The sequence below is a fragment of the Angelakisella massiliensis genome, assembly GCF_900104675.1.
Classification (GTDB): Bacteria; Bacillota; Clostridia; order Oscillospirales; family Ruminococcaceae; genus Angelakisella; species Angelakisella massiliensis.
Map to the genome: position 1 here is coordinate 693,317 of NZ_LT629945.1, position 13,527 is coordinate 706,843.

A 13,527-nucleotide genomic window follows, 5' to 3' on the forward strand; every position below is an offset into this window, starting at 1 on the left:
AGAAACCATCCCTCCACCCGTTCCCCTTCACACTAAAAGGTACCAGCCAAAACAGCGGCAGGCTGTTTGCTGGACTAACCCACTCGCTATTGCCTCAACAACGGGTTTCCAAAGGGACGAGTCCCTTTGGGCGTAACCCCCGTATTCCCCACTCCGTCCCAGACCTTTCCTACCGCCAGCAAACCCCGCATATTTTTCCTTCCGGTCCTTGCGTGCGGGCGGGGGGTGTGCTATGATGTTCTGACAGAAAGCGACAAAGGAGGACGGACGGATGAATCACAGCTTTTTCGCCATGGTCAACCGGATGAAATATATCAACCGCTGGGGCCTGATGCGCAACAGCGTCCCGGAGAACCTCAGCGAGCATACCCTGGAGGTGGCCTACATCACCCACGGCCTGGCGGCCCTGCGCAACAGCCGGTTCGGCGGGGACCTGGACTGCGGCAAGGCAGTGCTGTACGCTTTGTATCATGATTGCAGCGAGATCATCACCGGGGACCTGCCCACGCCGGTGAAATATCACAACCAAACCCTTAAAGACGCCTACAAGGCGGTGGAGGCCCAGGCGGCCCAGCGGCTGCTGGAGGGATTGCCGGAGGATCTGGCAGAGGCTTTCGCCCCCTGCTTTGAGCCGGAGGGAGAGTACCGGCTGCTGGTGAAGGCCGCGGACAAAATTTCCGCCCTCATCAAGTGCGTGGAGGAGCGAAAAATGGGCAACCGGGACTTTGACACCGCCTATCAATCCACCTTGGACGCTCTGGTGGAGATGGAGGTGCCGGAAGCGGAGATCTTCCTGCGGGAATTTTTGCCTGCCTACTGCATGACCCTGGACGAGCTGTAAGGGCTGCAAATACAAAATCGACAAAAAAGCCCGTCGATTCCCATCGAAAAATTACAAAGCCATAAAAAAGCAAGAAAAAGTTGAAAAAAACGCAGGGAGTTTCAATTTTCCATCGTATATACTTAATAGGAGCGGAAATATTGAGACAGAGCGGAGGCGGCACCCATGGAACACATCCGTCAGCAGAGCCAGCAGCGGGAACGGGAAATTCTGGCCTCCTGGGCCACCTTTTCCGACAGTATCCGGGGGCGGGACGTCCCGGAAGAGGAGTGCCCCATCCGCACCCCCTTTCAGCGGGACCGGGACCGGATCATTCACTGTAATTCCTTCCGGCGGCTGATGCACAAAACCCAGGTGTTTCTTTTTCCCCAGGGGGACCATTACCGCACCCGGCTGACCCACACCCTGGAGGTGGGGCAGGTTGCCCGCACCATCGCCCGGGGGCTGCGTCTCAATGAGGACCTGACCGAGGCCATCGCCATGGGCCATGATCTGGGCCATACCCCCTTCGGTCACGCGGGGGAATATGCCTTGAGCGAGTGCGCTTCCTTCCCCTTTGTCCACAGCGTCCAAAGTGTACGCATCGTGGAGCGGCTGGAGCGGGATGGAGCTGGGCTGAACCTCACCTGGGAGGTGCGGGACGGTATCCTCTGCCATTCCAGCCGGCATCGGTGGGCCGCCACCCCTGAGGGGAAGGTGGTCCGTTTTGCCGACAAGATCGCCTATATGAACCACGACATCGACGACGCTGTGCGGGCCGGGATTCTTTCGGAGGAGGATCTGCCCTGGGAGGTGCGGTACCGCCTGGGCCGTACCAAGGGGGAACGGATCACCACCCTCATCACTTCCATTATCCAAAACAGCGGGGACGGACAGGTGGAAATGGGCGCGCAGGATCTCAGCTGTTACCAAACCCTCCGGGACTTTTTGTTCCAGACCGTATACCACGACCCCCGGGCCAAGGGGGAAGAAGGAAAGGCCAAGGAGATCATCCGCCGGCTGTTTGAATACCTGATGGCTCATCCAGACCGGCTGCCGGAGGATTACCGCCGCACCCGGGAAGAAGAAGGGAACGAGCGGGCGGTGGTGGATTACATCTCCAGCATGAGCGACCGCTACTGCGTAACGGTTTTTGAAGACTTTTTCATCCCCAAGCCCTGGGGATTCTAATGGGCAGAAAACCAGAAGGGAGGGAGCGGCATGCTGCCGGAAGCATTTCTCAATGAGCTGAAATACCGCAGCGATATCGAACAGGTCATCGGCGGCTATGTCCAACTCCGCCGCAGGGGACGGAATCTCACAGGGCTGTGTCCCTTCCATTCCGAAAAGACGCCCTCCTTTACAGTTTACCCGGAAAACCAGTCCTTCTACTGCTTTGGATGCGGGGCTGGCGGAGACGTCATCTCCTTTATCCGCCGGGCGGAAAATCTGGATTATATGGAGGCCATCCGTTTTCTGGCGGCCCGGGCGGGAATGGAAGTGCCGGAAAGCCAAATGGATGACACCGCCCACCGGCTGAAAATGCGGATCCTGGAAATGAACCGGGAAGCGGCCCGTTATTTTCATCAATGCCTCATGTCACCCACAGGGAAGGCTGCCAGAGCCTATCTGGTGGGGCGGGGCCTGACCAAGGCCACCGTCACCCGCTTCGGCCTGGGATACGCTCCCAACAGCTGGGACAGTCTTACCGTCTTTCTGCGAAGCAAGGGCTACACTATAGAGGAAATGACCGCTGGAGGGCTGGCCGCCACCGGCAAAAAGGGGGGCTGTTACGACAGCTTCCGGGACCGGGTCATCTTCCCCATCATCGATCTGCGGGGCGGGGTCATCGGCTTCGGCGGGCGGATCATGGAGGGCTCCGGCCCCAAATATCTCAACAGCCCCGATACCCCGGTGTTCAAAAAGAGCCGCAACCTTTTCGCCATGAACTTTGCCAAAAACACCAAACGAGGGGAACTGATGCTGGCGGAAGGATACATGGATGTCATCGCCATGCATCAGGCAGGCTTTGATAATGCCGTGGCTGCCCTGGGCACCGCTTTTACCGACGAGCAGGCCCGGCTGCTGGCACAGTACACCGATACGGTGGTGCTGGCGGGGGATTCCGACGGTCCCGGTCAGAAGGCTGTGCGGCGCAACACCGTCATCCTGGAAAAGGCCGGGATCAAGGTGCGGGTACTGACCATCACCGGCGCCAAGGACCCGGACGAGTTCATCAAAAAGTACGGCGCCGAGCGGTTCGAGCTGCTGGTGGAGGGGAGCAAAAGCGCCCTAGACTTTCAGATCCAGCAGCTGCGCTCCCGCAATGACGTCACCTCCGCTGAGGGGCGGATCGCCTTTTTGCAGGAGTTTGTGCGGCTGATGGCCGCTACCCCCAGTCCCATCCAGCGGGATGTGTACATCAGCAAGGTGTGCCGGGAGCTGGAGGTGGACAAACAGGCGGTGGTATTGCAGCTGGAAGCCGCCCTCAAACGCAAACGGAGCGGAGAGCAGAAAAAGGAGGCCCGGGATCTGAAGGTCTTTACCGACCGTGACCCAGCGGGAAGGATGGATTTCGAGCGGCAGCGCTCCCCCAAGGCCGCCCTGGCAGGGGAACGCCTCATCGCCTATCTGATGAAAAATCCCGACCAGGTCTCCCGGGTAGCCACCAGCGTCCGGGAGGAGCAGTTTGTCTCCCCCATGGACCGGCGGTTATACCAGCTGGTAAAGGAACGGCTGCTGGCAGGTCAGCCGGCGGATCTTTTTTCCCTGTCCGGGCAGCTGGAGACAGGGGAAATGGATCGGCTTTCAGCAATTCTTACCGTGGAAGGCGGACAAAACATCAGCGACGCCGAAGCGGAGGATTATATCAGGGTCCTGCAGCAGGTGGGAACCGAGAAAAAACCAGAAGAAGTTGGCAAAATGGAGGACGACGAGCTGCGACGCTACATAGCCTCCCTGACGGCCAATAAGAAATAGGAGGAACAACATTGGCAGCACAGGATAAAAAATCAGTCATCAAAGACCTGTTGGAAGCAGGTAAGGCCAAAGGCAAGCTTTCCACCAAGGAGATCAACGACGCTCTGGAAGAGCTGGACTTTGATGTGGAGCAGGTAGACAAGCTCTACGACACTCTGGAGGCCTACAATATCGAGATTGTGGAGGACTTCGCCACCGAGGTAGCCGCCAACACCGATAAAGAGGAAGATCTGGAATCGGTCCTTTACGCCGAAGGCATCAGCATTGACGACCCGGTAAAGGTCTATCTGAAGGAAATCGGCCGGGTTCCCCTGCTGTCCGCCGATGAGGAAGTGGATCTGGCGGTACGGATGTCCCAGGGAGATGAAGCCGCCAGAAAGCGTCTGTCGGAAGCCAACCTCCGTCTGGTTGTGAGCATCGCCAAGCGGTATGTGGGCCGTGGAATGCAGTTTTTGGATCTGATTCAGGAGGGCAACCTGGGTCTGATCAAGGCGGTGGAGAAATTCGACCACACCAAGGGCTTCAAGTTCTCCACCTACGCCACCTGGTGGATCCGTCAGGCCATCACCCGTGCCATTGCCGACCAGGCCCGGACCATCCGTATCCCCGTCCATATGGTGGAGACCATCAACAAAGTCAAAAAGGTCAACTCCCAGCTGCTCCATCAGAACGGCCATGAGCCCAGCTCCGAGCAGATCGCCGCTGAGCTGGATATGCCGGTGGAGAAGGTGCGGGAGATCATGCGGGTAGCCCAGGAGCCGGTTTCCCTGGAAACCCCCATCGGCGAGGAGGAGGACAGCCATCTGGGAGACTTCATCGCTGACGATGACAGCCCCGCTCCCTCTGATGTCGCATCCCACACCCTCCTGAAGGAACAGCTGGAGGAGGTGCTGTCCACCCTCACTCCCAGGGAGGAGAAGGTCCTCAAGCTTCGTTTTGGCCTGGAGGATGGCCGCAGCCGTACCCTGGAGGAAGTGGGCAAGGAGTTCAACGTCACCCGTGAGCGTATCCGTCAGATCGAAGCCAAGGCCCTGCGGAAGCTCCGTCATCCCAGCCGCAGCAAACGTCTGAAGGACTTTTTGGAATAATCCATTTGGTCCGCGGGGCAAATTTCCCGGGAAAAGAGATTTACTCGTCATTTTTAAGCAAAACAGCCGGTGCCTGTAAGAAGCAGGGACCGGCTGTTTATATGTGCCCAAAAACTTCGGGCACATTTCCAGGGAGTATCTCATACCCTCTGGGTAGGCTGCCTGGATGATACGGAGACCTGCGGCGATGCCTCCGGTTTTGCGCCCGGATGGGCGTGGGGAAATATAAAAATCAGGTCCGCGTCCCGACTTTATAACTTCAAATTGCTGTATCCCCTCAAATACGCTTTCGCAAAAGTTTGACAGCCGGCCTCTGCTTTTCAGGGCAGAAACCGGCTGTTTCAGTTTATATCAGAAAATGCAGGAAAAGGCTGGGGAAAACATTTTCTCTCTTCTGTAAGGTTCCCTGGGATTTCCGGCAGCAGCAGTCTGGGCAATCTCAAGAGTTCTTCAGATCACAGACTGATTTTTATACCATTCCCATTACCATGGCCCAGATGGCGTCCATGGTCTCCGCGCAGGCGGCGCCGTCAAAGATCACAGCGGAGGATTGGCCTGCCTGCGCAATGACCAGCATCTCCCCTTCATAACTGATGGTCACGTTTGTTTCCGGCCCCTGAAGGCAGATACTCAAAGCCCCTCCAGTGGTTGGATTTTTGGGCTGGGTGACTGCCAGCTCCAACCCGCTCAGCTGGGAAACGATCCATGCGGCGTCCTCCTCACTCATGGGGACGGACTGGGGGGTGCTGCCGGGTATATTGAGGGCGGTCAAGTTGGTAAGGCCGGACAGGTTCAGCCCGCTGATCAGCTGCTGATAAGCATCCAGCTGATCCTCTGTTGCCCAGATTTGGTCAGTGGGGATACCGCTTTGATCCGGGGCGTAATCCCAGCTGTTGGCGGCTGTGGCGGTAAATCCCTGGGATTCAGGTTCCGGCTCGATACCCCAGTAACTCTCCTCCAGCATGGGAGCCAGCTGATCCGGGCTTCCCAGCAATGCCAGCGCTTCTTCCTTGGAGAGGGTGCGGATATAGTCCTTCAGTCGGTCCAATACCTCTTGGGAAACATCGGGATATGCCTGAGGCGTAACGGCTTCCAGCGCCGCTTCCACCTCCGGGTCGGTCCAGTAAGAGGGATTGAGCATATAGGCTACCATCTGCTGATCCTGAAGAAGGGTCAGCGCATCCTCTGTGGGCTGGCTGAGAACATAATTTTTAAATTGCTGGATGGCGTTTTCGCTGGAGTAAGGATAGTTTTCCAGCGTAATGGTTTCCAGCGCCGCCTCCACCTCCGGGTCGGTCCAGTAGGAAGGATTGAGCATATAGGCCACCATCTGCTCATCTTTCATCAGCTCCAGCGCCTCCTGGATGGAAAGAGAATGTACATGGTCTTTGAATTTTTCAATGGTATCCTCGCTGGAGTGGGGATAGTTTTCCAGCGTAATGGCCTCCAGTGCCGCTTCCAGTACCTCCTGGTCATCAGCGGTGGATACGGCGGGAGAATCCGACTGTGATGGTTCCGACGATTCCTCCGGCTGAGCGCCGCAGGCCACCAGACCGCCGATGAGCAATGCACACAGCAGCACCGCCGCGAAAACAACCACTCCTGTGCGGCGTTTTTTGGTGTTGAGGATATTGGCAAATCGTTCTTTCATCGTTTCCTTGCCTCCATAAAAATGAGTGGACAATACTGTTGCTACCAGTGGCTCCCGGCGGATGTTGGCCAGGATCACCTCACTGTACAGGCGGCGGGTCTCTTTATCCGCTCCCGCCACTACCGCCGCGTCGCAGGATATCTCCAAATCCCTGTCGGCGTTTCGGACCATCAGCCAGATCACCGGGTTAAACCAGTGGACCGTATTGGCTGCCAGCAGCAGCGCCTTGTACCAGATATCCCGCCGCTTGTAATGGGTCAGCTCATGGCGCAGGATGAAGAACAGCTCCTCCCGCTGGTAGTCTCTTCTGGGAAGGACCAGCACAGGCCGGAAAAAACCGAACATCAACGGACTTTGCAGCTGATTGTTGAATAAAAGGCGAATACCGGCGCCAACACCCATGGCCTCGGAAACCTGTCCCAGGGCGGCGGCCAGGGGACTTTCCTTCTCCACGGGACGGCTCCAGCGGAAAACATTCCTTTGGAAATGAAGATAGGACAGCAGGTGCCACAGCCCAAACAGCACCATTCCCAGAATCCACAGGCTCCACAGCAGATCAATGGTGGTCATGGGGGCGGCGGCAGTCTCAGACAGCCCCGGCGATACACCGGGAGTGGCGGGAGAGGTGGGGGGGATCTCCTGGGGCGGCTGTGCCGGAGCGCTGATGGAGACTTCCGGAATATTCACTTCCACCCTGGCGGGGGCGGCGGAAAAATCAGGATTCCATGGAATCAGCAGCCGTACCGCCAACACCAGCCACAGCCAATATTTCCACCGGGCCACAAAGGTACGGTTGATACGGGCGGACAAAAGGCGGACCACCAGAATCACCACCGAGGTTCCGGCGGAGATTTCCAGCAGCGTGAAAAAAATCTTTTCCACCCCTCACTCCTCCTTCTGCGCCTGGTCCAGAAAGTCCTGAAGCTCCTCCAGATCCTTGTCCCCAATAGCCCCGCTTTTGTACAGACAGGAAATCAGGCTGGGAAGGGAGTTTCCGTACATCCGGTGCAGAAAACTGCGGCTTTCCTCTTCCTTGTACTCCTCCTCCTCCACCAGCGGGGAATAGAGGTTGTTTCTGGTACTGCGGTCGCAGGCGAGATATCCCTTTTCCACCAAGCGTGCCAACACCGTCATCAGGGTGGAGAGGGCCCAGGTACGCTTCTGCCGGATCTGCTGCAAAATTTCGCTGCCGGTGATGGGGCGTCCCGCATCCCAGACTGCCAGCATAATCTCCAGTTCGCTGTCGCTCAGCTTCTTTTTTGGTATGGTCATAGACTATCCATCCAATACAAAAGTATAATATTATACAAATGTAGATTCACTGGTTTTATTATACAGCTGTGTAATATCTCTGTCAACTATCCCCTGTATAAAATTTTCGCCGGAACCATTCAGTGGTCCTTTCCCAGCAAATACCGGACAAATCAACGCCGAATTTGATCACGAATCAAGCAAACTGTTCAACTTTCGACAGCAAAACGCCCCCGCTCTACAAAAAGAGAGCGGAGGCGTTTTCTGAAGGTAATGGCTATTTACTTGTCTTTGAGGCGGGAGCTGTCCGCACCGCCGCAGCCATGGCAGCAGGAGCCGGTATGGGACTGATGGTGGGAGCAGCAGCCCCCTTCCACCGGGCAGCCGATGCACTTGGCTCCGCTTTTTTTAGCCTTGATGACATATCCCGCCGCCGCGGCCACAATTAGCAGAATGACTGCGATGAGAATAAAATCCATCATAATCCATACTCCTTCCGGGAGATCTTATTTAGCTGCGGCACCCAGGGCATATTCCGCAGCCAGGCTGGCATCGGTCTTTTTAATGAGATAAATCACGATACCCACCATAGCCGCTACAGCGATCAAACCGGGAACAAAGCCGGTGCCAACAGAGCCTGTGGTCAGCAGTGTGCCGATCTGGTAAACCAGGAACGCCACCGTATAACCGGTACCCAGCTGGAGGCAGATTCCTCCCAGCAGCCACTTTTTGTCCTTGATTTCGGAATTCATGGCGCCGATGGCCGCAAAGCAGGGAGGCGTGAAGAGGTTGAACATCAGATAGGCCAGCGCTGCCACAGTGGAGATACCGAAAACAGCCGCCACCTGATCGGCGCCATGGACCAATACCAGTTCATCCACATCAATAAAGTTGGTAATGCCGTACACAACAGCCAGGGTACCTACCACGTTTTCCTTGGCGATAAAGCCGGTGACGGCGGCGGCAGCCAGCTGCCAGGCTCCAAAGCCCAGGGGGATCAGCAGCAGCGCGAAGGGAGAAGCGATGGACGCCAGGATGGAAGTGCTCTCCTGGCCTTCCTCCACCAGCTGGAAGCTCCAGTTGAAGCTTTGCATGATCTGGACAGCGGTGTTGCACAGCAGGATAATGGTACCCGCCTTGACGATATAGGCCCAGCCACGGGAACACATGGACAGGAACGCCCGCTTGAGGCTGGGGATCTTGTATTCCGGCAGCTCGATGATAAAGAAGGATTTGCGGTTCTTGTATCCGGCGATCTTATTGACCAGCAAAGCGCCCAGGAAGATCAGCAGAATACCGGCAAAATACATCAGCGTACCTACCCAGGAGGCATTGGAGAAGAATACTCCCGCGAACAGGGCGATTACCGGCAGCTTCGCTCCGCAGGGCATAAAGGGGGCCAGCATGGCGGTGGCTTTCCGCTCCCGATCATTGCGGATGGTGCGGCAGGCCATGATGCCGGGAATGGCGCAGCCGGTGGTGATGACAAAGGGGATAACAGACTTTCCGGAAAGGCCCACTTTCTTGAAGATGGGGTCCAGCACCACGCTCACCCGGGCCATATAGCCGCAGTCCTCCAGCAGGGAGATGAGGAAGTACATCACCATCACCAGGGGCAGGAAGCCCACCACAGCGCCTACGCCGCCGATGATGCCGTCCACCAGCAGGGCCTGGAGCAGCGGAGAGCTATTTTCCACCATGCCCGCCACAGTACCCTGAAATCCTTCGATCCAGCCAACCAGAATATCCGCAATGGCAGGCCCCAGCGTGGACTGGGAGATATCAAAGACCAGGAACATCACCACCGCGAAGATGGGGATTCCCAACCACTTGTTGGTGAGGATGTCGTCGATCTTATCCTGGGTGTTCTTTTCCCGGGTGAGGACCTTCCGTGTCTCCACTTTTGCCACAATTCCGTTGACAAACTCAAACCGCTTCCGGTCAGCGGCCTCCACCTCCGCTTTGCTGTTGAGAGAGATATTTCCCTGATGATAAGGCGCTTGCTGGTGCTGTCCCAGAAGAGAAGCGGCAGTGCGCACCACTTCCGTCAAGCCGTTGCCGCTGGCGGAGGTGGAAACGGTGGCCACCACCGGGCAGCCCAACAGGGAAGAAAGCTTTTCGGTATCTATTTTCGTGCCTTTTTTCTCATTGATATCGCTCTTGTTCAGGGCAACCACCATGGGAATTCCCAGTTCCAGCAGCTGGGTGGTGAAAAACAGGCTTCGGCTGAGATTGGTGGCATCCACAATATTGATGATGGCATCGGGATGCTCATTTTTCACATATCCGCTGGTGATGCTCTCTTCGGAGGTAAAGGGAGACATGGAGTAAGCGCCGGGCAGGTCCACGGCGATGAGTTCTTCCGCTCCCCCATAGAAATTCTTTTTAATGGGGCTCTCTTTCTTCTCCACGGTCACGCCGGCCCAGTTGCCGATACGTTCATTTCTGCCGGTAAGAGCGTTGTACATGGTGGTCTTACCGCTGTTGGGATTGCCCGTCAAAGCAATTCTCATTTTGACTCCTCCTCATGATGCATTTGGATCAGACTGCCAAAAGGGTCGCCTTAAAGTTAGCTGCGGCTAATCGTATGGTGAAAAAAAGCAGCTGAAAACAGCTGTCCTGATTTTTAAATCAGAATCGCCGAGGCCAGCTGATGGTCGATGTTATATCGTCCGTCTTTGATGGATACAACGCAGCCGCCTTTCAGGTGGGAAATCACCGTGATCGGCTCCCCGGTGTAACATCCCAGCGAAAACAGGAACGCATCCATTTCCTCATCATCCGTCTCAATTGCCCGGATGATATATTCCTTGCCTTCCTGAGCGTTTGTCAAATTCATGGGATTTCCTCCTTCCATTCAGGTTAGCTCTGACTAACTACGTTACAATATAGCATCCCTCCTCCCCTTTGTCAATCCCTTTTTCTCATATTTTATTTTTTCTTTTTACCCCCACGTCCCATAAATTGAAGCAGCACACAATTCATGGATGGCCGGACCGGGCCGTCAGCCGCCTGTGGAACCATTGCCTCAAAACAGCTGCTTTTCCCCCAGGGGAAAAGACTTTGTTCCCCTCTCCTGTGGGGGAGGAACCTTGACAGGGTCAAACACCCTGGTTACAATGAAACAGCACTGTTTTTTAAACTTGACCTGCTTGAAAGAAGCACATTCACAACAGGAGGGACTGGAAAGATGAGGGAAAATAAAAAAGCCCCATCAGGGCTGGGAGAATTTTTTCGTCATCTGTGCCTTCAGACCAGGCTGACACTGTGGATTTGTTCCATCGTGCTGTTGTCTGTTTCTGTAACGGCTGCTCTGGGAACCAACCGGATGATCCGGAACAAAGAGGAGGAGATTCGGGACCTGTTATTCAATGTGGCAGATATTGTGGCCCAGAATCCCACCGTCATCAACGACCTGCAATGGACTGAGCCCAGTGCTGAGGGAGCCATTCAGGCTTTGAGCCAAAGTCTGACCCAGTATATTACTGATGTCAGCCTGGTGGTAGTCTGCGACATGGATTCCATCCGCTATTCTCATCCAAATCCTCTGGAAATCGGCTCCACCATGGTGGGCGGAGACGAGGCTGCCGTGGTGGAACGGGGAGAGCGGTATGTTTCCACCGCTGAAGGTACTCTGGGCGTTTCTGTTCGGGCCTTTGTACCCATCTGCACCAGAGAGGGTGTACAGGTTGGATATGTCACCGTAGGCACCATGGAAGAATCTCTGATCGAGGAGCGTCATGAAGTGGTTCTCCTGTCCGGGCTTTTTTTGGTTACGGGACTGATCCTGGGCACCATGGGAGCGATTTTGCTGGCCCGGGGCCTGAAAAAGGAGCTGCTGGACAAGGAGCCTGAAGAACTGGCCCGCCTGTACCGGGAGCACGAAGGAATGCTGGAAGCGCTTCATGAGGGGGTAGTGGCCATTGACGCCCGCTGCCAGGTTACCCTGATCAACCAGCGGGCCCGGCAGCTGATCGGTATTGGGGATGAGCAGGGCCTTGGGGTGGACATTGCACAGGTAATGCCTACCACCCGTTTGCCGGAGGTGCTGGAAAACGGCAAGCCGGAATACAACCAGGAGCAGCGGCTGGGCAGCCTGATCATCATTACCAACCGAATCCCCCTGCGGCAGGACGGCAAGGTTGTAGGAGCTATCGCCACCTTCCAGGATAAGACACAGCTGACCCGCTTGGCGGAAGAGATGACAGGCATCAAACAGCTGGTAGCTGCCATGCGGGCTCGTTCCCATGAATACATGAACCGTTTCCATGTGGTGCTGGGGCTGCTGGAGCTGGGAGAGGTGGAACGGGCCAAAAACTTTATTCTTCATCTGCAAAATGACGACCGGGAAAATGGAGAACGGGTCATCCGCCGGTTCAAGGACCCGGTGATCGCCGGCCTGCTGACCGGCAAGCTGAGCTATTGCCGGGAGCAGGGAGTGGAACTGGTCATTCAGGAAGACTGTTGGCTTCCTCAGCTCCCTCAGGCAGAGCAGGAGCACTCGCTGGTGACCATTCTGGGCAATCTCATCGATAACAGTGTGGAGTCCTGCCGCACCGTTGCCGACCATGGCGGAAAAACCGTTGTACTGGTACGGCAGGATGAAAAGGGTCTGGAAATCCGGGTGGAGGACAATGGGCCCGGCATCGCCCCGGAAAACCTGTCCAAAATCTTCACCCGGGGCTTTTCCACCAAAGGTCCGGACCGGGGCACCGGCCTGTATCTGGTATGCCGGGAGGTGGAGATGGCGGGAGGCACCATCCGGGCGGAATCACGCCCGGATATCCAAACCATCTTTTGGGTGACGCTTCCCTGGAGCGCACAGCAGGAGGAGGAATACTGATGGCGGAAATTCATGTGATGGTAGTGGAAGACGATCCCATGGTCATGGAGATCACCTGCGGCTATATTCAAAGTATTCCCGGCTTTTCCATTGCGGCCCGGGCCGGCAGCGGCAGCGACGCCCTGCGCCAGTTGGCCCGCTGTAAAGTGGAGCTGCTGATACTGGATATCTATATGCCGGTGATGAATGGGGTGGAGCTGCTGCGGGAATGCCGGAGCCGGGGAATAGACGCCGACGCCATTTTTCTCACAGCCGCCAAGGATAAACAGATGATTGACCGGGCACTGAAGCTGGGGGCCGTGGATTATCTGATCAAGCCCTTCGGTTATGACCGCTTCAAAGCCACGCTGGAAACATACCGTCACCGCTACCAGTGCCTTCACGAACAGCACCGGGAAGCCACCCAGGAAGAGGTGGACCAGCTGTTGGGGGGCGGCAAAAGCGATCACGGACAGATTCAGAAGGGACTTCATGAAAAGACCCTGGACTATGTCCGGGAATGTGTCCGCAGCTGCGAAAGCGATCTTATTTCCCCGGAGGATCTGATGCAGCAGCTGGCGATTTCCAAATCCACCGCCAGAAGATATCTGGACTACCTGGCCTCCATCGGAGAGGTGGTGCTCCAAATCGAGTATGGAACGGTGGGGCGGCCTACCTATCGGTACCGGCGGCTTCGGTAAATGGGTAAAAGGTACAGCTGAGCGGGCCATCTGCCGGGGATAGAAAAAAGAAATAGCTCTTATAACGTTAAAATTATAACGAAACAAATTTTATGAATTAAACTTTATTTATAAAAGCTAAATATTTAAGCAGACGGAGGGAAATGTTATCCTGATTACACAAAGACTGAGCCGCGTCCTGGTGCGGCAGAGTTGTGTGTATCAAAAGGAGGTTT

The 13,527-nt window shown here is 56.0% G+C and carries 11 protein-coding genes; 6 read left to right on the top strand and 5 right to left on the bottom strand.

Annotated features, from left to right (window positions below; all coding sequences use genetic code 11):
• Positions 1-271: 271 nt before the first annotated feature.
• From yfbR to rpoD, 4 genes are all read left to right on the top strand, one after another.
• A complete protein-coding gene (gene yfbR, locus BQ5383_RS08585; RefSeq protein WP_071431119.1) occupies positions 272-841 on the top strand; it encodes a 5'-deoxynucleotidase in 570 nt (189 codons plus the stop codon).
• 165 nt (positions 842-1,006) lie between these two features.
• Positions 1,007-2,011: a deoxyguanosinetriphosphate triphosphohydrolase gene (locus BQ5383_RS08590; RefSeq protein ID WP_071431121.1), complete on the top strand. Its 1,005-nt coding sequence runs from the start codon at positions 1,007-1,009 to the stop codon at positions 2,009-2,011.
• Positions 2,012-2,041: 30 nt separating this feature from the next.
• Positions 2,042-3,799 (top strand): DNA primase, encoded by a 1,758-nt coding sequence (dnaG, locus tag BQ5383_RS08595; protein ID WP_071431124.1) that lies wholly within the window; start codon positions 2,042-2,044, stop codon positions 3,797-3,799.
• A gap of 11 nt (positions 3,800-3,810) precedes the next feature.
• Positions 3,811-4,887 carry an RNA polymerase sigma factor RpoD gene (gene rpoD, locus BQ5383_RS08600; RefSeq protein ID WP_071431126.1) on the top strand — a complete coding sequence of 359 codons (1,077 nt, stop codon included), beginning with the start codon at positions 3,811-3,813 and terminating at the stop codon, positions 4,885-4,887.
• Between the two features lie 469 nt (positions 4,888-5,356).
• Here the strand turns inward: rpoD and BQ5383_RS08605 are convergent, their stop codons facing one another.
• The 5 genes from BQ5383_RS08605 to BQ5383_RS08625 form a co-directional block, all read right to left on the bottom strand.
• Positions 5,357-7,420: a M56 family metallopeptidase gene (locus BQ5383_RS08605; RefSeq protein WP_071431128.1), complete on the bottom strand. Its 2,064-nt coding sequence runs from the start codon at positions 7,418-7,420 to the stop codon at positions 5,357-5,359.
• 3 nt (positions 7,421-7,423) lie between these two features.
• A complete protein-coding gene (locus tag BQ5383_RS08610; protein ID WP_071431129.1) occupies positions 7,424-7,810 on the bottom strand; it encodes a BlaI/MecI/CopY family transcriptional regulator in 387 nt (128 codons plus the stop codon).
• A gap of 260 nt (positions 7,811-8,070) precedes the next feature.
• Positions 8,071-8,271 carry a FeoB-associated Cys-rich membrane protein gene (locus BQ5383_RS21335; protein WP_071431131.1) on the bottom strand — a complete coding sequence of 67 codons (201 nt, stop codon included), beginning with the start codon at positions 8,269-8,271 and terminating at the stop codon, positions 8,071-8,073.
• A gap of 24 nt (positions 8,272-8,295) precedes the next feature.
• Positions 8,296-10,302: a ferrous iron transporter B gene (gene feoB / locus BQ5383_RS08620; protein ID WP_071431133.1), complete on the bottom strand. Its 2,007-nt coding sequence runs from the start codon at positions 10,300-10,302 to the stop codon at positions 8,296-8,298.
• 113 nt (positions 10,303-10,415) lie between these two features.
• On the bottom strand, positions 10,416-10,628 hold the full coding sequence (locus tag BQ5383_RS08625; protein WP_071431135.1) for a FeoA family protein: 213 nt from the start codon (positions 10,626-10,628) through the stop codon (positions 10,416-10,418).
• A gap of 351 nt (positions 10,629-10,979) precedes the next feature.
• On the opposite strand from BQ5383_RS08625, the gene BQ5383_RS08630 reads away from it, so the two are divergent.
• Both BQ5383_RS08630 and BQ5383_RS08635 read left to right on the top strand, forming a co-directional pair.
• Positions 10,980-12,632, top strand: a complete 1,653-nt coding sequence (locus BQ5383_RS08630; RefSeq protein WP_071431137.1) for an ATP-binding protein — start codon at positions 10,980-10,982, stop codon at positions 12,630-12,632.
• On the top strand, positions 12,632-13,312 hold the full coding sequence (locus BQ5383_RS08635; RefSeq protein ID WP_071431139.1) for a response regulator: 681 nt from the start codon (positions 12,632-12,634) through the stop codon (positions 13,310-13,312). The genes BQ5383_RS08630 and BQ5383_RS08635 overlap by 1 nt, the downstream gene beginning before the upstream one ends.
• The last annotated feature ends 215 nt before the right edge of the window (positions 13,313-13,527 follow it).

Bases quoted from the DNA above. Each gene is read 5' to 3' on its own strand.
- yfbR (WP_071431119.1), top strand. From the start codon at position 272: ATGAATCACAGCTTTTTCGCCATGGTCAACCGGATGAAATATATCAAC.
- BQ5383_RS08590 (WP_071431121.1), top strand. From the start codon at position 1,007: ATGGAACACATCCGTCAGCAGAGCCAGCAGCGGGAACGGGAAATTCTG.
- dnaG (WP_071431124.1), top strand. From the start codon at position 2,042: ATGCTGCCGGAAGCATTTCTCAATGAGCTGAAATACCGCAGCGATATC.
- BQ5383_RS08610 (WP_071431129.1), bottom strand. From the start codon at position 7,810: ATGACCATACCAAAAAAGAAGCTGAGCGACAGCGAACTGGAGATTATG.
- BQ5383_RS21335 (WP_071431131.1), bottom strand. From the start codon at position 8,271: ATGATGGATTTTATTCTCATCGCAGTCATTCTGCTAATTGTGGCCGCG.
- feoB (WP_071431133.1), bottom strand. From the start codon at position 10,302: ATGAGAATTGCTTTGACGGGCAATCCCAACAGCGGTAAGACCACCATG.
- BQ5383_RS08625 (WP_071431135.1), bottom strand. From the start codon at position 10,628: ATGAATTTGACAAACGCTCAGGAAGGCAAGGAATATATCATCCGGGCA.
- BQ5383_RS08630 (WP_071431137.1), top strand. From the start codon at position 10,980: ATGAGGGAAAATAAAAAAGCCCCATCAGGGCTGGGAGAATTTTTTCGT.
- BQ5383_RS08635 (WP_071431139.1), top strand. From the start codon at position 12,632: ATGGCGGAAATTCATGTGATGGTAGTGGAAGACGATCCCATGGTCATG.